The following is a 22,074-nucleotide window of genomic DNA, read 5'->3' as shown; positions in this document are numbered from 1 at the left end:
GATGACACATCCCGTACGACCCAGCAGAGGTGGACTCTCGGCAGCCCTGCATGAGCTGGACGATCTCCGTGCCCGGATGGACCAGCTCATGCACGCTGTCTTTCCTGTGGGCGGTTACCCCGAGTTCGGCACGGCCGAGCCGTGGGCGCCGCCGGCCGACGTCGTGGACACCGAGGACGCCTACCTGGTGGAACTGGAGCTTCCCGGCGTGGGTAAGGACCAGATCACCGTGGAGGTCGCCGCGGGCGAGCTCGACATCCACGGCGAGATCAAGGAGAAGGAACAAACCGGGGTGGTCCGCAGGCACACCCGCCGCATGGGGCAGTTCGACTACCGCACGACTCTGCCGCCGAACGCCGACACCGAGCACATCAGCGCGGACCTGACGAGTGGAGTCCTCAGGGTGCGGGTGCCGAAAACCGAGACGGGCAAGGCTCGGCGCATCGAGATCACCGGCTGACCGGGGTGAGGAGGTCCGGGGTCGCGTGCCGGTTCGGCAGGCCGGTGCCCGTTCCCTCCGCGCGAGGCCGGCGGCCTCGCGCGGTCACGGTCCCGTGTGGCTTCCAGCCGTCGCTTCCGACGGCCCCTCAGGTGGCGGTGGTGGGGGATCGCCGGGCGTCATGGGATCGCCGGGCGTCGTCGGTCCGGTGTGCGAGATGCTCGGAGGCCGAGACCAAGCCGTCGACGCTCCGGCAGAGCCGCTCGATGACGGGGACCACACTTCCGTACCCGACCGAGACCGTCTCCAGGCGTGGCACAGGGGCCCTGCCCGGCGGGTCGGCTGGTCGGGCGCTTGCGCAGCAGTCTTGAACGGCCGGTCAGGCCGCGCCGTGACGACCTCTCGGGTCATGAGGTCCGCGACCGTTCGGTGGTGCATGTCGCCCGTCCGCTCCGGGTTGTGACCCCCCGTCCGGGATGTGACCGATTGACATCCGGTCGGCTCGGCCCGCCCCCGCGGATACGGGCCGGTCGGCCCATGCGGCCGCGTGTCGCGAGTGGCACGGTGGATACAGCACCATTCTGAGGAGAGGCGGCGACCATGCGAGCTCACCTCGGCGACCAGCTCGTCGTAGAAAACCCCGCCGGCGTCGGCAGGCGCGACGGCGAGATCGTCGGACTCCACCACGAGGACGGAACGCCTCCCTACGACGTGCGCTGGTCGGACACGGATGAGGTGACGCTCATGTTCCCCGGGCCCGACGCGCACATCCGGCATGTGGAGCACGGGCAGCCGGGGACCACGCGCACGTCATCTCGGACGGACACCGGTGAGGCGGAGGCCAGGGCCGCTTTTGCTCCACCGACCGGGACAGCCGGCCCGGGCGACATCGGTCGGCGCGTGGCCCTCGAACGCCGCAGGCGCGGGCTCAGCCGCGAGGAGACGGCCCGCCGCGCCCACATCTCGCCGGGCTACCTGGCGTACCTGGAGGAACAGCCGGCCGACCCGACCATGGCGACTCTCCTCAGCCTGGCCGCCGTACTGGGCACCACCGCCACCGCCCTGCGCGGAGCAGGCGTCGACCTGCCATCCGGTCAGGGTCATGCACTGCTGCATCCGCAGCTGCGGGAGCTCGGCCCGGAGGAATGCCGCCGCCTGCTGTCCACGCACGGCGTGGGGCGCATCGCCGTGTCCACGCCGGACGGCCGCCCGGCGATCGTCCCGGTCAACTACGACGTCGTGGATGACGCGATCGCCTTCCGGACCGCGCCCGACTCCGTGCCCGCGGCGGCTGTCGGAACGGAGGTCGCCTTCGAGGTCGACCACGTGGATGATGCGATGGGCCAGGGCTGGAGTGTGCTCGCGGTCGGCCCCGCGAACGTCGTCACGGAGCCCGACGCCGTACGTGGGCTCGCCCGGCGCGCACACGCCGAGCCATGGGCGGGCGGTGCACGCGAGATGTGGGTGTCGATCCGGCCCACGCGACTCACGGGCCGGCGTATCACTCCGGCCGATCAGTAGCCGCCCACGGGCCGCCGAGGGCCCCGCCCAGCGGGCCGCCGGCTCGCGACGGGAGGCGCAGCCGCACGTTCGAGATCCGCGCCGACTTCCGGCACGTCATCCAGCCCTGACCCGCCGGAGCGACCGAAGCCGGCCGGCGGTCGGCCGCGCACACGGTCACGGAGTCGTCCCGGTCCCGTCCCGACCGGCTGACTCGCCGGCGAGTTGTGGCTCGACGTCCACGACGCCTTCCACGGCCCGCACGAGGCGCACGGCGACGGAGATGAGCGAGGTGTCGTGGATGTGCCCGCGGAGCGTGACGACTCCCTCGTGCACGCTCACGTGGATGGCGTGGCTGAAGGCCGGGAAGAGGTAGGACACCACGGTACGGCGGACCTCCTCCTCGATCTCCTCGTCCGGCCGCAGGAAGACCTTCAGCAGATCGGCGCGGCTGACGATGCCCTGGAGCATGCCGATGCCATCGACCACGGGCAGCCGCTTGACATGCCGGACGGCCATGATCCTGGCCGCCTGTGCCAGGGTGGCGTCGGCGTGGACCGTGATCGCGGGGGTGCTCATGAGCTCCTGCGCCGTCACCGCCCCGGCCTTGACGACGTCGGACAGGCGCCGACGTTGTTCGAACAGGCTCGGGTCGCTGTCGCGGAACTCCTCCTTGGGCAGCAGGTCGGCCTCGGAGACGACGCCGATGACACGCCCTTCTCCCTCCAGGACCGGCATGGCACTGACCTTCCACCGCTCCATGGTCCGGACGATCTCCTTGAAGGGCGCGTCACGTCCGACGGCCACGACCGTCCGGGTCATCACATCGCCGACGATGTGCGGGGTCTCAGGCACGCGATCCTCCTCGTCTCGCCTCGTCAGGGCACCTCGCCGGCACCCTGGGGGCGCACAGGTCGAGCAGCCGCACCCGGGCGGACCTGAGTCGCTCCACGATCACGCCTGCGACGCAGGTGAGCAGCACATGATCGGGTTCCGGACGGTGCCGGCACAGCTCACGGACCGCGGCGGCGTCGAACTCGCAGACACGTACCGGGTCGTCGGCGGCCTGCGCGCCGAGCTGCCACCCGGTTCTCGCGCCGGCCGCATGACTCCACGATCGTCGCAAATCAGCGCAGCGCAACCCGGGCCGAGGGCCTCCGCCGGAGCCCATCCATGTGTCGCGACGGAAGCCGTGCGGTGCGACGGTATTGACAAGGGCTTCCCGCAGTGGCCGGGCATGAAGGTGGTGGTGACCGTGGAGCTCCCGCTGGTGGTGGGTGTGGACGGATCGGACTCCAGCCTGGAGGCCGTTGACTGGGCGGTGGACGAGGCGGCACGCCTCGGGCTGTCCCTACGGCTCCTCTACGCCTCTTTGTGGGAGCGGTACGAGGGAGGCCGCCCGTCCTTCAGTACCGACCGTCCGGCCGAAGCGGTCATGGCTCAGCACATCGCCGCGTCCTGCGCGGAACGCGCCCGGCTGCGCAACCCGGAGGTGAAGGTCTCCAGCGACGTAGTGCCCGACGACGCCGTGTCCGCTCTCCTGCACGCGGCTCATGAATCCTTCGCCCTGGTCACGGGCTCCCGCGGCCGCGGTGAGATCGCCGGGGTCCTGCTGGGTTCGGTCAGCCTCGCGGTGGCCGCCCGTGCCGTGTGCCCGGTGATCGTGGTTCGCGGTGCGGAGCGGAACCGGCAGGGCTCGCTCGGCCGGGTGGTGGTCGGCGTCGGCGACTCCACGGAGGGCGCGGCGGCCGTCCGGTTCGCCTTGCGCGAGGCCGAGGCGCGCGGTTGCGGTCTGCACGCCGTACGGGCCTGGCGCCGCCCCGCCCACGAACACGCGGACCATCCCTTGATCGCGGATGACGCCGCCGGTTCCCATGAGGAGCGCGCCTCCGCTCTCCTCACCGACGCGCTGCGCGACGCCCTACGCAATCACCCGCAGGTGGACGTGCACCGTCAGGCCGTCGAAGGCCCCGCCCACCAGGTCCTCCTGGACGCCGCGGCGGAGGCTGACCTGGTGGTCGTGGGTGCGCGCAGGCGCCACGGCCATGTCGGTCTGCAATTCGGCAGGGTCGCCCACGCCTTGCTGCATCACGCCCGGTGCCCGGTGGCCGTCGTCCCGCAACGGGCCTGACCCGACACGCGTCTGATGGTCCTTCACATCGCGCAGGGGGAAGAGGAGAGGGCGGCGGATGTCGGAGTGGACCTGGGAGTACGAGGGCTACGACCCGGCCGGCGAGCGGCTGCGCGAGTCGTTGTGCACGCTCGGCAACGGGTACTTCGCCACCCGTGGTGCCGTGCCCGAGAGCAGGGCGGGCCTGGTGCACTGCCCGGCCACCTACGCGGCCGGCGTCTACAACCGTCTGGAGTCCGGCGTGGCGGGGCGGCGGGTGGTGAACGAGGACCTGGTGAACCTCCCCAACTGGCTGCTTCTGCGGGTCCGTCTCCGCTTCGCCGACGGATCGACGAGCCCGTGGTTCTCTCCCGACAGATGGCAGCCGCTCGACCACCGGCACAGCCTGGATCTGCGCCGGGCCACGCTGACACGGACGTTCCGGTTCCGGGACGACGAGGCAGGCGTGCTCAGTGTGGAACAGGTACGGCTGGTCCACATGGCGGATCCGCACCTGGCCGCGCTGCGGACCGTTGTCACAGCCGAGGAGTGGTCCGGAGAGCTGGAGGTGGAGTCCGTCCTCGACGGCGATGTGATCAACAGCAACGTGCACCGATACAGGTCCCTCAACCGTCACCACCTGGTCCGTGTACGCACCGGCGCGTCCGCGGCCGACGTGACGTGGCTGAGCTGCCGCACCAGCACCTCCGACATCGGCATCGGGATGGCGGCCCGTACGGTCGCCGTCGGCCGGCCCCCCACGTCCTCGGAGCTGCGGGCTTCTCGCCGCCGTGCCGTACACCGGCTGGTGGTACCGGTCGCTCCAGGCCGCCCCGCCGTCGTGGACAAGACGGTCGCCCTGCACACCTCCCGTGATCTGGCGATCAGTGACCCGCTCGGCGCGGCGCTCGACCGGGTGGCCACGGCTGCGGACTTCCCGGCGCTCGTGAACTCCCATGAAGCGGCCTGGGCACGGTTGTGGCGGGGCGCGGACATCCAGGTGCCCGGGGAGGCGGGCCGTGTCCTGCGCCTGCATCTGTTCCACGTGCTGCAGACACTGTCGCCGCACACCGCGGACCTGGACGTGGGCGTGCCGGCCCGTGGGCTGCACGGCGAGGCGTACCGGGGCCATGTCTTCTGGGACGAGCTGTTCGTACTGCCGTACCTGAATCTGCACTTCCCGGAGGTCTCCCGGGCCCTGCTCGACTACCGTCACCGGCGCCTGCCCCAGGCATGCCGCGCTGCCCGCACGGCGGGCCGGGCGGGGGCGATGTACCCGTGGCAGTCCGGCAGCGACGGCCGTGAGGAGACCCAGCGACTGCACCTCAACCCCCGTTCGGGCCGGTGGCTGCCGGACCACTCCAGGCTCCAGCACCACGTCGGCTCGGCGATCGCCTACAACGTGTGGCAGTACTGCGAGGCGAGCGGCGACACCGAGTACCTGCACACCAAGGGCGCGGAGATGCTGCTGCAGATCGCCCGCTTCTGGGCGGAGAGCGCGCAGTTCGCCCCGGGCCTCGGCCGGTACCGCATCCGTGGCGTGGTCGGCCCGGACGAGTACCACGACAGCTACCCCGACGCCGCCCGGCCGGGCCTGGACGACAACGCGTACACCAACGTCACCGCCGTCTGGGTGCTCAGCCGTGCCCTGGACCTGGTGCGGCGCCTCCCGGCCTGGCGCCGACAGGAGCTGTTCGAACGCATCGAGCTGGACAGCGGCGAACTCCCGCGGTGGGAGGAGGTCTCCCGGCGGCTGCGGGTGCCGTTCCATCAGGGCGTCATCAGCCAGTTCGACGGCTACGGCGACCTCCCCGAGCTGGACTGGGACGCCTACCGCACCCGCTACGACAGCATCCGGCGGCTGGACCGCATCCTCGAGGCGGAGGGCGACTCCGTGAACCGCTACCAAGCCTCCAAACAGGCCGACGTCCTGATGCTCGGCTACCTCTTCTCGCCCGCCGAGCTGCGGGCTCTGTTCCGCCGTCTCGGGTACGACGTGGACGACGAGGTCTGGCGCCGGACCGTCGACTACTACCTGCGACGCACCAGCCACGGCTCCACCCTCAGCGGACTCGTCCACGGCCTCGTCCTCGCCCGGGCCAGACGAGCCGAGGCGTGGAGTTACGTCCAGGAGGCCCTGGAGGCGGACATCGCCGACATCCAGGGCGGCACGACCGGCGAAGGCATCCATCTCGGCGCCATGGCCGGGACCTTGGACCTGGTGCAACGCGGCCTGACGGGACTGGGGACGCGTGAGGACGCGCTCTTCCTGGACCCGGTGCCCCTACCCGCGCTGTCGGAGTACGGGTTCTCCATGCGCTACCGCGGCCATTGGGGTGTCGGTATGCGGCGCCGCAGCGGCCAGCTGGAGATCCGGGTGCCCGACTCGGAGGAGTCACCGATCCGCGTGGTGCTGGCCGACCGGGCCGTGACCGTGGCGCCCGGGGAGACCTGCACGCTCGTGCTGCCGGAGAGTTGATACGCGCAGATGCGCGTGCCGGGCTCGGCCTCTGCGGCAGGACCACCCAGCGGGCCATAGGCTCGAAAGCGGGTTCCGCTTCAGGTGACAGCGTCGTGGGAGAAGTGGATGAAGTGGCTGGTCTCGCTGCTCGGTGCCGGGCTCGTCGTGCTCACCCTGCGGGATCTCTTCCACACCCTCTGGCACCCCACCCGCCACGGCGGCCTGAGCCGCCTCGTCATGACGGCGATGTGGCGCCTGGCCCGGCGCTTCCGCGCACGCAGGCGGGTGGTCGGGCTGGTCGGGCCGCTCGCCATGGTCACGGTCGTGTCCATGTGGACCGCCACCGTCATCCTCGGCTGGGCCGTCGTCTACTGGCCCCACATGCCCGAAGCGTTCACCTTCTCCCCCGGCTCCGAGGCGGCCCAGGAGCCGGCGTTGCTCGACTCCCTGTACCTGTCGCTCGTCACGGTGGCCACCTTGGGCCTGGGAGACATCGCACCCGGCGAGGGCTGGCTCCGCCTGGTCTCACCGGTGGAAGCCCTCGTCGGCTTCGCCCTCCTGACGGCCACTGTCTCCTGGGTGCTGGAGATCTACCCGGCGCTGACCCGCCGGCGGGTCCTGGCCATCCGGCTGGCGCTGCTGCGCGACTCGGACCCGACGCCGGGGCAGATCGACTGCACGGCCGGGGCGCTGCTGCTGGACGGCCTGGCAACGGACGTCGTGCGCGTGCGTATCGACTTCACACAGTACGCCGAGGCGTACTACTTCCATGACGGGGAGGACCACTCGTCGCTGGCGGCCATGGTCGGCTACGCCGCCACCCTCGCCCAGCGAGGACAGGCAGCCCAGCGGCCGGAGGTGCGCCTGGCAGGTGAGGTGCTCGCCGGTGCGCTGAAGGACCTCGCCGCCATCCTTGACCAGCGTTTTCTCCACACCGGTGGCACGGTGACGGAAGTCTTCGCCGCGTACGCCGCGGACCACGGGCGCAGCCTCACCCAGCCCTGACCACCAGGCCCGTGCCGGGGCAGACCGTGGCGGCGAGCGCCACTGCCCCCTTTGTCGATCCACGAGCGAACCCGTGCCCGTGCGCGCCGCCCCTCGCTCGTGGGCGGCATGCGCCGGACCGGGGCCAGAAGGTGCCGACGAACCCGTCCGTGTCCGGGCGGGCACGGACCAAGCCGCCCGTGGCGTGCCGTGCCGCACCGCTCAGATCCCCGCATGCCCGCCGGGTCCGCCCGGCCCCGGCACGGCCCCGAGCCACCGGACGTCTTCGTCGGCGGAACGCCGTGACCGGGTTCTCGTGGGGCGGGGCTCCCGGCTGCTGCGGCACGCGACTCTGCGGTGAGGACCGGCTGAGGAGGGAAGCGGCAGGCGATGCACAGCACGAGCGACCCCGGGCTGCCGCCTTTACGACACGGTCACCCGGACCGCCGTGACCTTGTACTCGGGGCAGGAGGTGACGGTGTCGGCGACGTCCGAGGTGAGGCGATTCACTCCGCTCGCGGGGAAGTGGAAGGCGCAGAAGACCTGGCCGGGGGCTGTCTGGTCACCCAGACGGGCGATGAGCCGGGCTCGGCCGTGCCGACTCTCCACCGTTACCCGCTCACCGTCGCGCACCTGGTATCGGCCGGCGTCGTCGGGATGGAGGTCCAGGAAGTCAACCGGGTCGAGCGCGAGGTTGCCGCCCCGCCGCGTCATGCTTCCGGAGTTGTAGTGAGCCCAGCGCCTTCCGGTGACCAGGATCAGCGGATAGTCGTGGTCGGGCTGTTCACCCGGGGGGAGGTAGGGGGCGGCGGCCAGGTGGGCCCGGCCGTCCGGCGTGGCGAAGCGCTCGGTGTACAGCTTGGCTTCTCCCGGCCGGTCGGCGGCGGTGCAGGGCCAAGGCACGGAGCCCTCGCGGTCCAGCCGGTCGTGGGAGAGCCCGGCGAAGACGGGCGCGAGCCGGCCACACTCGGCGAAGGCGTCGGCGGGAGTAGCGCACGCCAGGTCGGCTCCCATGGCCTCGGCGACGGCCCGAAGGGTGTCGAAGTCGGTGCGGGCCTGTCCCGGCGGGGGTACGGCGGGGCGGACGCGCTGGAACCGGCGGTCGAAGTTGACGAAGGTCCCGTCCTTCTCCAGCCAGGAGGCCACCGGCAGGACGACGTCGGCGTGCCGGGCCGTCTCGGAAGGGAACAGTTCGTCGCAGACGACGAGCGGGCAGGCGTCCAGGGCCTCCGCCACCTTCTCGGCGTCGGGATCGGTGGCGCATACGTCCTCGCCGATGACCCACAGCGCCCGCAGATTCCCGGCTCGTGCGGCGGCGAACATGTCCGGGATCCGCAGACCGGGCCGCCCGGGGACCGGTACGCCCCAGACGTCTTCGGCCCGCGCGCGAGCGGCCGGGTCGGTGACCTTGCCGTACCCGGGCAGGAGATCGGGCAGGGCGCCCATGTCGGAGGCGCCCTGGACGTTGTTCTGGCCGCGCAGCGGGTTGACCCCGTATCCCCGGTCGGTGCCCACGGCGCCGCGCAGGATCGCCAGGTTGGCCAGGGACCGTACCCCGTCGGTGCCATGGAGGTGCTCGGTCACTCCCAGGCCGTAGACGATGGCCGGATGCCCGGCGCTGCCGTACAGGCGGGCGGCGGCGACCAGGTCCTCGGCCGGTACCCCGGTGACGTCCGCGACGCGGTCGGGTGGGTAGTCGGCCAGCAGATCGGTGAGTTCCGGCAGTCCGGTGGCCCGTTCGCGCAGGAACGCCTCGTCGGTCAGCCCTTCGGCGAGCAGGACGTGGGCGAGTCCGTGGAAGAGTGCCACGTTGGTGCCGGGACGCGGCCGCAGGTGCACGTCGGCGTGCAGGGCGAGGCCGACCGCGCGCGGATCGGCGACCACCAGCTGGGCCCCCTGGAGGACCCGCCGCAGCAGCCGGGCTCCGACCACCGGATGGGCCTCGACGGGATTGGCCCCGACCACCAGCAGGCAGTCGGCCCGCTCCACGTCGTCGAAGGCGTCGGTGCCGCCGGAGAGCCCGAAGGAAGCGGTGAGGCCGGCGGCGGAGGGGGAGTGGCAGAGCCGGGAGCAGTTGTCGACGTTGTTGGTTCCGATGACGACCCGCATGAACTTCTGTACGAGGTAGTTCTCCTCGTTCGTGGCGCGGGCCGAGGAGATCGCCGCCACGGAGTCCGGGCCGCCGGCATCGACGGCGGCCCGCAGTCCCCGGGCGACGTGAGCCAGTGCCTCGTCCCAGCCGACCGGTTCCAGCACGCCGCCGCGTCGCAGCAGGGGCCGGGTGAGCCGTTCCGGTGAGGTACGGAATCCGTGGGAGAAGCGGCCCTTCACGCACGCGTGGCCGCGGTTGACCGGGCCGTCCCGGGCGGGCAGCACCGTCGTGACCTCACCGTCGTGTGCGATCACGTCGAGGGTGCAGCCCACGCCGCAGTAGCCGCATGTGGTGCGCGTCCGGGCCTGAGCGGGATGGAACGCCGAGGTGAGTCCCCGCGCCGGTCCCGGCTGGGTGATCGCCCCGGTGGGGCAGGTGTCCACGCAGCCGCCGCAGGCCACGCAGTCCGATTCGGCCCAGGGCCCGCCGGTGCCGGGGGCCACGACGGTGTCGCCGCCTCTGCCGACCAGGGTGAGGGCGAAGGTGCCCTGCACCTCGGCGCACATCCGCACGCACCGGCCGCAGGCGATGCACAGGTCCCGGTCCAGGTGGACGTACGGGTGGGAGTCGTCGCCGCCCCGGCCTCCGGCACCCTGGGCCGCCTTTGGGCCGATGCCCATCGACCGGCAGACACGGGCCAGTTCGCTGGGACTGCCGTCGGCGAGGGCCCGGGGCGGCAGCGCGGAGACGATGAGCTCCACCGCGTCCCGGCGCAGCCGCACAACCTCGTCGCTTCCGGTGTCCACGCGCATGCCGGGGACGGCCGGAGTGACACAGGCCGCCGCGATGCGTCCCTCGGCCCGTACGAGACACGTACGGCATGACCCGGCGGGACTGAGGCGGTCGTCGGAGCACAGCGCGGGCAGCTCGATCCCGGCCGCCCGCACCGCCGTGAGCAGCGACGACTCCTCGGGCACCTCGACGCCGGCGCCGTCGACCTCGATCGTGACCGCGTTCATGGTCCCCATCCCGCCAGTCGGTCCCCGTAGGCGCGGGCAAGGCTGTGCACGGCGGGCGGGATCCGCCGTCCGAAGGCGCACAGGCTCGCCTCGGTGAGGACCCGGGACAGCTGCTCCCACTCCCGGCCCGGCGGCCTGTCGGCGGACGCCCATTCCAGGCCGCGGCGCGAGCCGACACGGCAGGGCGAGCACGCGCCGCAGCTCTCGGCCGCGGCGAACTCCCAGACATGACGCAGCACTTCCTTTGGTGCCACACGCTCGTCGAAGGCGACGAGACCGGCATGGCCGAGAGCGGCGCCCCGGGCCGACAGCCCTGCCTCCGACAGCGGCACGTCCAGCGCGTCGGCGGCGAGGAAGCCGCCCAGCGGCCCTCCGACCTGGAGTGCCGCCAGCTCGGCGCCGTCCTTCAGGCCGCCTCCCAGCTCGGTGACGATCCGCCGCACCGGCGTGCCGAGTTCCACCTCGTAGCAGCCCGGTCGTGCGAACCGCTCCGAGAGACAGACCAGCTTGGTCCCCGTCTCGTCGGACGTGCCGCGCCGGGCGTACGCCTGGCCGCCGTGCCGGACGATCCAGGGGACGGCCGCCAGGGTCTCCACGTTGTTGACCACGGTCGGCGCGTTCCACAGCCCACGCTCGGTCGGGTAGGGCGGACGCGGCCGGGCGCAGCCGCGACCACCCTCCAACCCCGCGATGAGCGCGGTCTCCTCACCGGCGACGTAGGAGCCGGCACCCTCGACGATGCGGATGTCCAGGGACGTGGCCGTCCCGTGCACGGACGCTCCGAGATGCCCATTCGCGTACGCCTGGCGCACCGCTTCCCGTATCCGTGCCAGAGCGGCCGGGTACTCGGAGCGCACCAGCACCAGCCCCTCACGGGCCCCGCACGCGAAACAGGCCAGGGCCAGACCTTCCAGTACGCGCCCCGGGTCGGCCTCCATCAGCAGCCTGTCGGCGTACGAACCGGGATCGCCTTCGTCCCCGTTGGCGACGACCACGGTCCCGGCTGCGCGACCGGCCGCCTCCCATTTCGCCGCCACGCGGAATCCGGCGCCGCCACGCCCACGCAGCCCGGACGCCGCGACCTCCCGGCGCACCTCGTCCGCCGTACCCGACGACACCGTCCTCGACCACACCAGCCACGCCGGTTCACCGGAGAGCACACCCCGCAGCAGGACCGGGTCGCCGGTGTCGTCGGCCACCGGGATCTCCGGCGCCCGCGGTGGCTCCCGCCCGGCGAGCTGAGCGGGCAAGGACGCCCCGGTGCAGGGCGTGTCGCCGTCGAGGGCGGCGGGCCCCGCGTAGCAGTAGCCGAGACATCGGACAGCCTGCAGCGACATGTCACCGCGCGGTGAGGCGGCGTGTGCGGCGACGCCCAGCTCACGCTCCACCTCCGGCAGGTGCTCTCCGCCCGTTGCGGCGAAGCAGGCCGTCGCGGCGCACACCCGGACATGGCGGTCCCCGTGCGGGGCCGCGAGGTCGGCGTAGTAGCCGGCAGGCCCCAATGCGGCGGCAGCAGGCAGTCCGACGCGGGCGGCGACAGCCGGTGCCCAGAGCTCAGGGCTGTCCTTCGTCGTGGCCCTGGCCTCGGCCAGCGACTCGATCAACCTTGCTCCAGGCCGCCCATGCCGGTCCGCCAGCGCCCGGAAAGCGTCGAAGGAGTGACCGGAACGGACGACCGCCATGCATTCATCGTGGCCGAAGGCGCAGAAGAGCGCAGCTGGGGAACGGCGCGGTCGGACTTCGAAATCGAGCACCTGCTGCAGTCCGCCTGGCTGGGCTCACCCCGGGCAGCCGTCCTCTCACGGCGACCGGCGGAAGCGCGATTCCAGCCCCGCGCGTGGCGTCCGACGGCAAGAGCCCGCGGGGGCTCCAAGACCCGGTCTTCCAGGTCCCGGGCCGGCCGGACGATGTCGGGCAGTGCCTCCGCGTGCGTGCGGCCCTCCTGGGTGCGGGAGCGGTCCAGGACGCGGAAGCGGGTCGAGGCGCTCCCGGAACTCATACCGGGTGCAATGCCTGGGAGTCCGCAGGATTCCTTTCGTGGTCGCAGGTGTCGTCGACGCCGTAGGTGTCCCAGGCCGGGAACGGGTCGTCGGCCGGGAGGTCCTCACCGTCCGCGATCAGGCAGTCGGCCAGGGCGGCCTGGAGCGCCTCGGCGTCCAGCCGGATGCCGATGAGGACCAGTTCCTGCGCGTACGGGGCGTCGGTGTCCCGTGCGGCGCTGGGCTCGAAGCGGGCGACCGAGCCGGCCTGGGACCACAGGCCCGTCACCTGGGGGCGGCTGGCGAGGGTGAAGAAGCCCTTGGACCGCAGTACCTTTCCGTACGCGCCGCTGTCGAGCCGCTCCGTGACGAAGGTCCACAACCGCCCCGGGTGGAAGGGGGTTTCGGAGCGGAACACCGTCGAGGAGATGCCGTACTCCTCGGTCTCCGGAACGTGGTCGCCGTTCAGCTCCCGCACCCAGCCCGGTGACTGCTGGGCGCGCTCCAGGTCGAAGAGCCGGGTGCCGAGCACCTCCTGGAGCGCCACGCGGCCGTGTACGGCGTCGACGACGCGCGCGGCCGGGTTGAGCCGGGCCAGCGCCGCGCGCAGCCGGTCGGCCGTCGCAGGGTCGACCAGGTCCAGCTTGTTGAGCACGAGGACGTCGGCGAACTCGACCTGGTCGACGAGGAGATCGCTGACGGTGCGTTCGTCGTCCTCGTACGGGGCGAGGCCGCGTTCGGCCAGCTCGTCCCCGCTGTCCAGCTCGGTGAGGAAGTTGGCGGCGTCGACGACCGTGACCATGGTGTCCAGCGAAGCGAGATCGCCGAGCGTTGCGCCGTCGTCGCGGGCGAAGGAGAAGGTGGCGGCGACCGGCATCGGTTCGGAGATACCGGAACTCTCGATGAGCAGGTGGTCGAAACGGCCCTCGCGGGCCAGCCGGTCGACCTCGTCCAGCAGGTCGTCGCGCAGGGTGCAGCAGATGCACCCGTTGGTCATCTCGACCAGGCGTTCCTCGGTCCGTGACAGCGCGGCCTCGCCGCCCCGCACCAGGGCGGCGTCGATGTTGACCTCGCTCATGTCGTTGACGATGACCGCCACGCGCAGCCCTTCACGGTTGGCCAGCACATGGTTGAGCAGCGTCGTCTTGCCCGCCCCGAGGAAGCCGGACAGGACGGTGACGGGCAGACGGCTCTCGTACGGCATCCCCGCTCAGCCCTCGGGGCGCAGCAGCCCGCGCTCGTACGCCCTGACCAGGTGCTGCGGCACGAGGTGGCGGACGCCGTCGACGGTGACGGGTACGAGCCGCGGCGTGCTCGCCTTCCACTGGGCGCGGCGGTGGCGGGTGTTGCTGCGGGACATCTTCCGCTTGGGGACAGCCATGACGGACCTCCTCGGTGGGTGAACACCGAGGACGCTACATGAAAATGGATCCCATTAACAATTGCTGCCGAGGGCTGACGCCGGGAGCGGTGGCCCGTCAGCGTCGCGACCGTACCCGTGCGTCCCGCGGCGGCCGGACGAACTGCAGCTCCAGCGCGACAGGCGGCCGCGCGAGACCCGGCCCGCCCGCGGCCGCCCACTGCACCAGCTCCTCCGTGCAGTCGTCGTCCATCGCGAAGCCCACCCAGGTGGCCCGCCCGCCGGCCCGGCGCCCCGCGGCCGACGGCTGGACGACGATCACATTGGCCTGGTCGCAGGGGCCGAGGCAGTCCGTCGTGCGGACCTGGAAGCCGTGCTCGGCGCCGGCCGCGCGCAGCCGCTCCAACTGCCCCGCGTGATCGGTGCCGGGGTGCTTGCGGGGATCGCCGCAGCAGCAGCCCCGGCAGACGACGAGCGTGCAGGGGCGCTGGCGGGCGGCGCCGATCAGGAAGGTGTGAGTGGGCATGACAGAAGCATCCCTCACTCCTTCGTGCCCACGAGCATCCGCACCTCGAACTCCGCGTAGGCGGCGTCCTCCCGGGCCTCCTGGCGGTCGCTCAGCACCGTGCCGAGCCAGCCGAGGAGGAAGCCCGCCGGGATGGAGACGATGCCGGGGTTCTGCAGCGGGAACCAGGCGAAGTCGGCACCCGGGTAGAACGAGCCCGGCGTGGCCGAGACCACCGGGGAGAACAGCACCAGCAGGACCGAGCAGGCCAGGCCGCCCCAGAGGCTGAGCAGCGCGCCCCGTCCCGTGAAGCGCCGCCAGAACAGGGTGTAGACGATCGTCGGCAGGATCGCGGACGCCGCGATGGCGAAGGCGAGGAAAGCGAGCGTCGCGGTGTTGGCGCCGTACGAGACGAGGGCGAGCATCATGGCGAGGACGCCGATGACGGCCGCGGACAGCCGAGCCACGGTCAGTTCCTCGGTCTCGCTCGCACGGCCCTTGCGGATCACCTCGCCGTACAGGTCGTGGGCGAGGGAGGAGGCGGCGGCGAGGGTGAGGCCGGCCGCGACCGCGAGCAGCGTGACGAAGGCGAGGCAGGACAGCAGGGCCGTCAGGATGCCGCCGCCGAGGGCGTTGGCCAGCAGCAGGACCGCGGAGTCGCCCTTGTGGTCGGTCTCGGCGATGGTCTCCCGGCCGACGACCGCGGTGGCGCCGAGGCCGAGGATCCCGGCCGCCAGGCAGACCAGCGCGACCAGGCCCATCGCCCAGACCACGGACGAGCGCAGGACGTCGACCTTGCGCGGAGCGAGCAGGCGCATCAGGACATGCGGGAGCGCGGCCAGGCCGAGGACGATCGCCAGCTCCAGGCTGAAGAAGTCGAGTTTGCTGGTGGCGCTGGCCCCGTAGCGCAGCCCGGGTTCCAGGAACCGTGTGCCGGTGCCGCTGTTGTGCGCCGCGGCGGACAGCAGGGCGTCGGGGTTCCAGTCGTAGTGGTCGAGCACCATCACGGCGGTGACGCAGACGCCCGCCACCAGCATCACGGCCTTGATGATCTGGATGACGGTGGCACCGGGCATGCCGCCGATCGCGGCGTACACGATGACGATCGTGCCGATCACGATCACGCACAGGGTGCGGGTCGCCGCGCTGGGTTCACCCGTGAACTGGGTCAACAGCGCCATGCTGCCCACGAGCTGGGCCACCAGGTACAGCACCGCGATGGTGAGGGTGCACACCGCCAGCGCGAGCCGCGCCGGGCGCTGGAGTTCGGTCAGACGCAGGGCCAGCGTGTCGCCCAGGGTGAACCTGCCCGTGCGGCGCAGGGGTTCGGCGATGAGCAGCAGCACCATCATCCAGGCGGCGACCGTGCCGCCGAGGTACAGCAGTCCGTCGTACCCGGTGAGGGCGACCAGTCCGGTACTGCCCAGCAGGGTCGCGGCCGACAGGTAGTCGCCGCACATGGCGAGCCCGTTGCGCAGCGGGGACATGCTGCGGTTGCCGAGGTAGAACTCGCTGATCTCGTCGCGTTGCGGGGCTGTGAGCAGCGCCATGAACAGCGTGACCACGACCACCGACAGGAAGAGGACGAACGTCAGTTGCAGGCTGAACCGGTCGACGATGCCTTCGGACAGGGTCACCACGCGTGGTACCCCCCGGAACCGGGCTGGACGCTCCGCCCGGCCTCGTCGCGGGACGCGGTGGCGCGCGGCGAGCCCGCTTCGTGCTGCCGCAGTCGAGAGCCGAGGCCCCGGGCGAGCGGATCGACCCGCCTGCGCATGTGCCGGACGTAGCACCAGGCCGTCACGCCCATCACGGCGAACTGGCCGAGTCCCAGGGCGAGGCCGACGGTGAGGTGTCCGACCAGGCGCTCGTTCATCGGACCCGGGACGTAATGCGACAGCAGCACGTACAGCAGGAATCCGCCGGCCGAAAGAAGAGTGGCGCGGATGCCGAATCCGAGCTGGGTGCGCCGCAGTGAGTGGAATTCGGGATCCTCGGATATGCGTCTGGACGGCGGTGGTTCATCGGTTCGTGAACCGTTTGTGAGCGAATTGTCGTGCCATGGTGAAAACTTGGGCACAGGCGCACCTTCTTCGCTGCGTCATGCCGAACACACTCGTGGGTGCGGGCTTGGTGGGGGGTGGGCGGCAGGGCCGGAGCCCGGAGTATGTCAGCGGCCTCTTTGAACAATCAACCGCCCGGGATGAATTGCGCGGCGTCCGTGGCGCGTCACGCCCCGGCGAACGTGTTGTGATCTTGAACGGCCTGCGGAAAAGGGCCCCCGGCGAAATAGTCCGCACCAGCACTTCTGGTCAGGCTGTCTCAAAGCGGTCCCGGGCCGTCTAGGGTGAAAGTGTGACCGACCGCAGCAACCGCCCGCTCGCCGTGTTCGACCTGGACAACACCCTCGCCGACACGGCACACCGGCAGCACTTCCTGGAGCGCCGGCCGCGCGACTGGGACGCCTTCTTCGCGGCCGCCCCGCAGGACCCGCCGATCGCGCAGGGCGTCGCGCTGGCCCTGGAGGCCGCCGGGGAGTGCGAGGTCCGCTATCTGACCGGGCGGCCCGAGCGCTGCCGGCGCGCCACGCTGGACTGGCTCGCCGCGCACGGGCTGCCCGAAGGGCGCGTCCACATGCGGCGCAACGACGACCGACGGCCCGCCCGGCGCACCAAGCTGGAGACCCTGAACCGCCTCGCCCGCACCCGGGAGATCCGCATGCTGGTGGACGACGACGAACTGGTCTGCGAGGACGCCGAACGGGCCGGTTTCACCGTCGTACGGGCCCGCTGGGCCGCCCCCTCCGCCGCGCTGAAGGTGGCGCAGGAGCGGGAGGGGCGGACCTGACGGCCCGGCGTGTCAGCCGGCGTCCTCCAGGCGGAAACCGACCTTCATGGTCACCTGCCAGTGCGCGATCTGCCCGTTGTCGAGCTGGCCGCGCACCTCGGTCACCTCGAACCAGTCCAGGTTGCGCAGGGTCTGCGAGGCACGCTCGATGCCGTTGCGGATGGCCTGGTCCACGCCCTCGGGCGAGGTGCCGACGATGTCCGTGACCCGGTAGGTGTGGTTCGTCATGCGGGTGCTCCTCTCCCGTGACCGAGCCATGGCGGATCGGTCACACATCACTCCACCGTGCCCCAGGGCGGGGCATCACGCGAGCCGTCCGTCACCGCGCCACGCTCAGCGACAACGCGAAACGGCCCTGGCGGTCCGTCCACCAGTGCGCCAGGTCCAGCCCGGCCGCCGCCAGCTCGGCGCGCACGCCCTCCCTGCGGAACTTCGCCGACACCTCGGTGCGCAGTTCCTCGCCCGCCGCGAAGTCCACGGCCAGATCGAGCGCGGGCACCTTCACCGTCTGCGCCGTACGGGACCGCAGCCGCATCTCGATCCACTCGCTGCGCGCGTCCCAGATCGCCACGTGATCGAAGGCGTCGGGATCGAAGTCGGCGCCCAACTCGCGGTTCATCACGGTCAGGACGTTCTTGTTGAAGGCGGCCGTCACCCCGGCCGCGTCGTCGTACGCCTCCACCAGGACCCGCTCGTCCTTCACCAGGTCGGTGCCGAGCAGCAGCGCGTCCCCGGGGGAGAGACGGGACCGCACCGAGGACAGGAACGCGGCGCGCTCCTCGGGCAGGAGGTTGCCGATCGTGCCGCCCAGGAACGCCAGCAGCCGGGGGCCCGGCGTGTCCGGCAGGGCCAGCCCTCCCGTGAAGTCGGCGATCAGTGCGTGCACGTCCAGTCCGGGCCGCGCCTCGACGAGGGCCTGCCCGGCCTGGGTGAGGGCGCTCTCGCTGACGTCGACGGGGACGTACGTGTGCAAGCCGGTGAGCGCGTCGATGAGGTACCGCGTCTTCTGGGAGGAGCCCGACCCCAGTTCGACCAGGGTCCGGGCGCCGGTGGCCGCGGCGATCTCGCCGGCCCGGTCGACGAGGATCTCGCGCTCGGCGCGCGTGGGGTAGTACTCGGGCAACTCGGTGATCAGCTCGAAGAGTTCACTGCCCTTCGCGTCGTAGAACCACTTCGGCGGCAGCGTCTTGGGCGTGCTCGTCAGACCCTTGAGGACATCGGCGCGCAACGCGGCGTCGGTGGCGTCCTCGGGCAGGGTGCGGGTGAGAAGGAACGGACTCACGTGCTGGGCTCCTTCGGTGGCTGTGCCAGGGTGTCGTCGGGATCCTTGAGCGGGGTGAGCAGCACATCGGAGCGGCTCGCCGCGAGCAGGGTGCGGTCCGGGACCTCCTGCCAGTGCGGATCGTCGTCGTAGGGCTCGGAGGCCACGACGGTGCCGCCGCCGGGCCGGGTCAGGTACCACAGGGTGTCGCCCCAGGCGGTCGCGGTGACGGTCTCGCCGTCGGTGAGCAGCAGGTTGAGCCGGGACGCGGGCGCCGCCTCGGCGACCTCCACGACCGTGTCGGCCAGTGCCTGCGCCGGGTCGTCACCGCCGCGCAGCCGGGCGAGGACCAGCGCCCAGACGAACGCCGAGTCGTTGCGGGCCTCCATCCGCAGCAGGTCCACCGCGGGCAGGCCCGCGACCAGCGGCGTCAGCGAGCCGGGCCAGTCCTTCACGGCGCCGTTGTGGCTGAACAGCCAGGGCCCCGTGCCGAACGGCGCCGCCGCGGCCTCCTGGTCGGCGCCCGGTACGGTCGCGTCCCGTACGGCGGCCAGCAGCGCGGTACTGCGTACGACCCGGGCGAGATCGGCGAAGGACGGATCCGCCCAGACGGGCCCGGCCCTGCGGTAGCGCGCCGGCACCGGATCCTCCTCGGCGTACCAGCCGACTCCGAAACCGTCGGCGTTGACGGTCCCGTACCGCTGGCGCCGAGGCGCCCACGACTGGCGGTACAGCCCGTGCGGGGGCTCCACGAGGAGCCGGCCGAGCGGCTCGGCGGGGCCCACATAAGCCAGGTGACGGCACATCAGGCGGCTCCCGAACGTGCCGTACGGAACCCGCAGAAGATCTGCCGGCGGATCGGGTAGTCCCAGTTGCGGAAGGTGCCCCGGCAGGCCACCGCGTCCACGGCGAACGAACCGCCCCGCAGCACCTTGTACTCGGGCCCGAAGAACACCTCCGAGTACTCCTTGTACGGAAACGCCTGGAAGCCCGGATAGGGCAGGAAGTCGCTCGCCGTCCACTCCCACACGTCACCGATCAACTGTCGTACGCCGAGCGGGGATTCGCCCGCCGGGTAGCTCCCGGCCGGTGCCGGGCGCAGATGCCGCTGGCCGAGGTTGGCGTGCTCGGGCCCCGGGTCCGCGTCGCCCCACGGGTAGCGCGTCGAGCGGTCCCCGGCGGGGTCGTGCCGGGCGGCCTTCTCCCACTCGGCCTCGGTGGGCAGCCGGCGCCCGGCCCAGCGCGCGTAGGCGTCGGCCTCGTACCAGCACACGTGCAGCACCGGCTCGTCGGGCGGCACCACCTCGGTGACGCCGAAACGGCGCCTGAGCCACTGCTTGCCGTCGCGCCGCCAGAACAGCGGCGCCCGGATCGAGTGCTGCCGGATGTGCGCCCAGCCCTCCGGCGTCCACCAGCGCTCGGTGTCGTAGCCGCCGTCCTCGATGAACGCCTGGTACGCGGCGTTCGTGACCGGCGTCGTGTCGATGTAGTACGGCGGCACCTCGCGCCGGTGCGCCGGGCGTTCGTTGTCCAGCGCCCAGGGCTCGGTGGAGGTGCCCATGGTGAACGGGCCGCCCGGGACCAGGACTTCGGACGGTCCCGTGAACAGCGGCGCCGGTTCGGGGTCGGGGGCGGTCAGGGCCTGGGGACCCTTGCGCAGCTGATGGGTGATCAGCATCGTCTCGTCGTGCTGCTGCTCGTGCTGCGCGATCATCCCGAAGGCGAAGCCCGCCTCGGTCAGCCGCGTTCCGTGGAAGGCCGTGCTCTCCAGCAGGTCGAGCACCCGGCCGCGCACCTCGGCCGCGTACTGCCGGGCCTCGGCGGGCGGCAGCAGGGGCAGCGAGGGGCGTTCGGCGCGGGGGTGCTCGAAGGCGTCGTAGAGGCCGTCGATCTCGGGCCGTATCGCCTCCCGCCGCCCCACCGTCCGCAGGAGCCACTGCTCCTCCTGGTTTCCGATGTGCGCGAGGTCCCACACCAGCGGGGACATCAGCGGGGAGTGCTGGGCCGTCAGATCGGGGTCGTCCACGCAGCTGGTCAGCAGGGTGGTCCGGGCACGGGCGGTGGTCAGGGTGGTCAGGGCCCGCTCGCGGAGGGTGTCGGCTTCGGGGGCGGGGTCGGTCATGTGCGAAGGTCCTTCCGGTGCGCGGTGCGGTCCGTGCCGTCGAACTCGTCCAGCAGGTCGTCGGCGGGGCAGCGGCCCCTGCTGACGTAGCGCTCCTGGTATGCCGCCACAGCGGCCGTGACGTCGCTCGTCGCGCCCAGGCGGGGCAGCGCCTCAAGGGCGGCCGCGAAGCAGATGACGGCCACCTCCCGCAGCTCCGGATCGGCCAGGCCCGTCCGGGCGGCGTCGGCCCACAGCGAATTGTGCGGTGCCGGCAGCGACTGGGCACGCTCGGCCAGCGGCTTCACGGCGCGGTACGCGGTCTCGGCGGCCTCGGGGTCGTCGAACAGGGCGGTCGTCACCGCGAGCGGCACGATCCAGCCGTCCTCGCCGGGCTGGGCGTCGATCATGCGCAGTTCCAGATGGCCACGCGGTCGGACCGGGGGGAACAGCGTGGTGAGGTGGTAGTCGAGGTCCTCCCGCGTCGGCGGTTCGGGCGCGCCGCACCTGATCCACTCCCGGAACGTCAGGCCGTCCGGGACGTCCCACGGGCCGTTCTCCCGCCGTACGCACATCACCGGAGCGTCCAGCACGTGCCGCGCCCAGGCGGCCCGCGGATCGCCGTTGAGCGGGGGCGCGCCCGCGCGGTCCGCGCCGATCTCCATCCACAGCAGCTGCCGGGTCGAGAGCCAGCCGGTGGCCTCGCTGCCGGCCAGCGGCGAGTTGGCGAAGGCGGCCACCAGGACCGCGCCCAGCTGGTGGGCCAGCCACCAGCGCCGCCCGTGACCGAGCGGACCGGGCTCCTCGTGACCGGCGTCCAGGCACACCTGCACGGAGGCCGAGGTGCACATCATGGCCCGGCCGGCCGGGCCCGTGCGGTCCAGGCAGGCCTCCATGGCGTCGTAGCGCGGCTCGCGCAGGAAGCGGCGGGGCGGGTGCCAGGGGTCGTTGCCGATGCCGACGAGGGCGAGGTCGTGCTCGCGCAGCACCGCGCGGGCGGTGCCGAGGTCGGCGGAGACGGTACCGACGCACTCCATCAGTGAGGCGGCGGGCGGCGAGCTCAGCTCCAGCTGACCGCCGGGTTCGACGGTGAGCGCCGACCTCAGGGGCGCGGTACGCAGTGCGGCGTAGGCCGCTTCGAGTCGTTCGGGTGTCACGGGGAGCTGCGGTTTGCGCAGCTCATGGACGAGCCATTCCACTTCGACACCGAGCCTGCGGGGCGGACCGGTCTTGAAGCAGATGCCCCTGACCAGGGCCTCCACCTCGGCTTCGGTGACCGCGGCGCGCGGCTGCGCCGTACAGTCACTCACCGAATCGGACATGGGATCCTCCTGAGTGTCCACGGTGGCACCGCCCCGGATCTTGTGGGCGGGGCGGCACACTGGTCCCACCCAAAACCCTCGCGCCGCTTCGCAC

At 72.0% G+C, this 22,074-nt stretch carries 19 protein-coding genes; 6 read left to right on the top strand and 13 right to left on the bottom strand.

The features are described from left to right. Position 1 precedes the first annotated feature (1 nt). Both ACWCPI_RS09160 and ACWCPI_RS09155 read left to right on the top strand, forming a co-directional pair. The gene (locus ACWCPI_RS09160; RefSeq protein WP_451037497.1) at positions 2-460 is read left to right on the top strand and encodes an Hsp20/alpha crystallin family protein; all 459 of its coding nucleotides are present in this window, start codon (positions 2-4) and stop codon (positions 458-460) included. 579 nt (positions 461-1,039) lie between these two features. Continuing rightward, positions 1,040-1,960 carry a pyridoxamine 5'-phosphate oxidase family protein gene (locus ACWCPI_RS09155; RefSeq protein ID WP_451037496.1) on the top strand — a complete coding sequence of 307 codons (921 nt, stop codon included), beginning with the start codon at positions 1,040-1,042 and terminating at the stop codon, positions 1,958-1,960. A gap of 156 nt (positions 1,961-2,116) precedes the next feature. Here ACWCPI_RS09155 and ACWCPI_RS09150 read toward each other — a convergent pair whose 3' ends face one another. Further along, positions 2,117-2,794 (bottom strand): CBS domain-containing protein, encoded by a 678-nt coding sequence (locus ACWCPI_RS09150; protein ID WP_451037495.1) that lies wholly within the window; start codon positions 2,792-2,794, stop codon positions 2,117-2,119. 400 nt (positions 2,795-3,194) lie between these two features. Between ACWCPI_RS09150 and ACWCPI_RS09145 the strand changes: the two genes are divergently transcribed. From ACWCPI_RS09145 to ACWCPI_RS09135, 3 genes are all read left to right on the top strand, one after another. After that, a complete protein-coding gene (locus ACWCPI_RS09145; RefSeq protein WP_451037580.1) occupies positions 3,195-4,070 on the top strand; it encodes a universal stress protein in 876 nt (291 codons plus the stop codon). A 58-nt stretch (positions 4,071-4,128) separates the two neighbouring features. Further along, a complete protein-coding gene (locus tag ACWCPI_RS09140) occupies positions 4,129-6,528 on the top strand; it encodes a glycoside hydrolase family 65 protein (protein ID WP_451037494.1) in 2,400 nt (799 codons plus the stop codon). A 108-nt stretch (positions 6,529-6,636) separates the two neighbouring features. Then, positions 6,637-7,515 (top strand): potassium channel family protein, encoded by an 879-nt coding sequence (locus tag ACWCPI_RS09135; protein ID WP_451037493.1) that lies wholly within the window; start codon positions 6,637-6,639, stop codon positions 7,513-7,515. Positions 7,516-7,917: 402 nt separating this feature from the next. Here the strand turns inward: ACWCPI_RS09135 and fdhF are convergent, their stop codons facing one another. The 7 genes from fdhF to ACWCPI_RS09100 form a co-directional block, all read right to left on the bottom strand. Then, complete coding sequence (fdhF, locus tag ACWCPI_RS09130; RefSeq protein ID WP_451037492.1) at positions 7,918-10,605, bottom strand: formate dehydrogenase subunit alpha; 2,688 nt, start codon at positions 10,603-10,605, stop codon at positions 7,918-7,920. Beyond that, on the bottom strand, positions 10,602-12,287 hold the full coding sequence (locus ACWCPI_RS09125) for an NAD(P)H-dependent oxidoreductase subunit E (RefSeq protein WP_451037491.1): 1,686 nt from the start codon (positions 12,285-12,287) through the stop codon (positions 10,602-10,604). The genes fdhF and ACWCPI_RS09125 overlap by 4 nt, the downstream gene beginning before the upstream one ends. A 313-nt stretch (positions 12,288-12,600) precedes the next feature. Beyond that, a complete protein-coding gene (locus ACWCPI_RS09120) occupies positions 12,601-13,788 on the bottom strand; it encodes a GTP-binding protein (protein WP_451037490.1) in 1,188 nt (395 codons plus the stop codon). Positions 13,789-13,794: 6 nt separating this feature from the next. Continuing rightward, positions 13,795-13,965 carry a 50S ribosomal protein L32 gene (gene rpmF / locus ACWCPI_RS09115; protein WP_451037489.1) on the bottom strand — a complete coding sequence of 57 codons (171 nt, stop codon included), beginning with the start codon at positions 13,963-13,965 and terminating at the stop codon, positions 13,795-13,797. A gap of 97 nt (positions 13,966-14,062) precedes the next feature. Continuing rightward, positions 14,063-14,470 carry a hypothetical protein gene (locus ACWCPI_RS09110; protein ID WP_019755269.1) on the bottom strand — a complete coding sequence of 136 codons (408 nt, stop codon included), beginning with the start codon at positions 14,468-14,470 and terminating at the stop codon, positions 14,063-14,065. A 14-nt stretch (positions 14,471-14,484) separates the two neighbouring features. Beyond that, positions 14,485-16,089 (bottom strand): solute symporter family protein, encoded by a 1,605-nt coding sequence (locus ACWCPI_RS09105; RefSeq protein WP_451037488.1) that lies wholly within the window; start codon positions 16,087-16,089, stop codon positions 14,485-14,487. After that, on the bottom strand, positions 16,083-16,529 hold the full coding sequence (locus ACWCPI_RS09100) for a DUF485 domain-containing protein (protein ID WP_451037487.1): 447 nt from the start codon (positions 16,527-16,529) through the stop codon (positions 16,083-16,085). The genes ACWCPI_RS09105 and ACWCPI_RS09100 overlap by 7 nt, the downstream gene beginning before the upstream one ends. Before the next feature lie 275 nt (positions 16,530-16,804). Between ACWCPI_RS09100 and ACWCPI_RS09095 the strand changes: the two genes are divergently transcribed. After that, on the top strand, positions 16,805-17,296 hold the full coding sequence (locus ACWCPI_RS09095; protein WP_451037486.1) for a phosphatase domain-containing protein: 492 nt from the start codon (positions 16,805-16,807) through the stop codon (positions 17,294-17,296). Positions 17,297-17,308: 12 nt separating this feature from the next. Here the strand turns inward: ACWCPI_RS09095 and ACWCPI_RS09090 are convergent, their stop codons facing one another. From ACWCPI_RS09090 to egtA, 5 genes are all read right to left on the bottom strand, one after another. Next, the gene (locus ACWCPI_RS09090) at positions 17,309-17,524 is read right to left on the bottom strand and encodes a dodecin (RefSeq protein ID WP_019758416.1); all 216 of its coding nucleotides are present in this window, start codon (positions 17,522-17,524) and stop codon (positions 17,309-17,311) included. A 91-nt stretch (positions 17,525-17,615) separates the two neighbouring features. Next, positions 17,616-18,578, bottom strand: coding sequence for an L-histidine N(alpha)-methyltransferase (egtD, locus tag ACWCPI_RS09085; protein WP_451037485.1), 963 nt, complete (start codon positions 18,576-18,578; stop codon positions 17,616-17,618). Next, a complete protein-coding gene (egtC, locus tag ACWCPI_RS09080; protein ID WP_451037484.1) occupies positions 18,575-19,363 on the bottom strand; it encodes an ergothioneine biosynthesis protein EgtC in 789 nt (262 codons plus the stop codon). Before egtC ends, egtD begins: the two co-directional genes overlap by 4 nt. Next, complete coding sequence (gene egtB, locus ACWCPI_RS09075; RefSeq protein WP_451037483.1) at positions 19,363-20,679, bottom strand: ergothioneine biosynthesis protein EgtB; 1,317 nt, start codon at positions 20,677-20,679, stop codon at positions 19,363-19,365. The genes egtC and egtB overlap by 1 nt, the downstream gene beginning before the upstream one ends. Continuing rightward, positions 20,676-21,980, bottom strand: a complete 1,305-nt coding sequence (gene egtA / locus ACWCPI_RS09070) for an ergothioneine biosynthesis glutamate--cysteine ligase EgtA (RefSeq protein WP_451037482.1) — start codon at positions 21,978-21,980, stop codon at positions 20,676-20,678. The genes egtB and egtA overlap by 4 nt, the downstream gene beginning before the upstream one ends. Between the last annotated feature and the right edge of the window lie 94 nt (positions 21,981-22,074).

It is taken from the genome of Streptomyces sp. NPDC001920 (genome assembly GCF_053594495.1).
The sequence above is the reverse complement of the archived record's forward strand: the minus strand, read 5'-3'. Positions and strand labels throughout refer to the sequence as shown.

Coding starts and splice junctions, on each gene's coding strand:
- ACWCPI_RS09160 (WP_451037497.1), top strand. CDS start 2: ATGACACATCCCGTACGACCCAGCAGAGGTGGACTCTCGGCAGCCCTG.
- ACWCPI_RS09155 (WP_451037496.1), top strand. CDS start 1,040: ATGCGAGCTCACCTCGGCGACCAGCTCGTCGTAGAAAACCCCGCCGGC.
- ACWCPI_RS09140 (WP_451037494.1), top strand. CDS start 4,129: ATGTCGGAGTGGACCTGGGAGTACGAGGGCTACGACCCGGCCGGCGAG.
- ACWCPI_RS09135 (WP_451037493.1), top strand. CDS start 6,637: ATGAAGTGGCTGGTCTCGCTGCTCGGTGCCGGGCTCGTCGTGCTCACC.
- fdhF (WP_451037492.1), bottom strand. CDS start 10,605: ATGAACGCGGTCACGATCGAGGTCGACGGCGCCGGCGTCGAGGTGCCC.
- ACWCPI_RS09125 (WP_451037491.1), bottom strand. CDS start 12,287: ATGGCGGTCGTCCGTTCCGGTCACTCCTTCGACGCTTTCCGGGCGCTG.
- ACWCPI_RS09120 (WP_451037490.1), bottom strand. CDS start 13,788: ATGCCGTACGAGAGCCGTCTGCCCGTCACCGTCCTGTCCGGCTTCCTC.
- rpmF (WP_451037489.1), bottom strand. CDS start 13,965: ATGGCTGTCCCCAAGCGGAAGATGTCCCGCAGCAACACCCGCCACCGC.
- ACWCPI_RS09110 (WP_019755269.1), bottom strand. CDS start 14,470: ATGCCCACTCACACCTTCCTGATCGGCGCCGCCCGCCAGCGCCCCTGC.
- ACWCPI_RS09090 (WP_019758416.1), bottom strand. CDS start 17,524: ATGACGAACCACACCTACCGGGTCACGGACATCGTCGGCACCTCGCCC.
- egtC (WP_451037484.1), bottom strand. CDS start 19,363: ATGTGCCGTCACCTGGCTTATGTGGGCCCCGCCGAGCCGCTCGGCCGG.
- egtB (WP_451037483.1), bottom strand. CDS start 20,679: ATGACCGACCCCGCCCCCGAAGCCGACACCCTCCGCGAGCGGGCCCTG.
- egtA (WP_451037482.1), bottom strand. CDS start 21,980: ATGTCCGATTCGGTGAGTGACTGTACGGCGCAGCCGCGCGCCGCGGTC.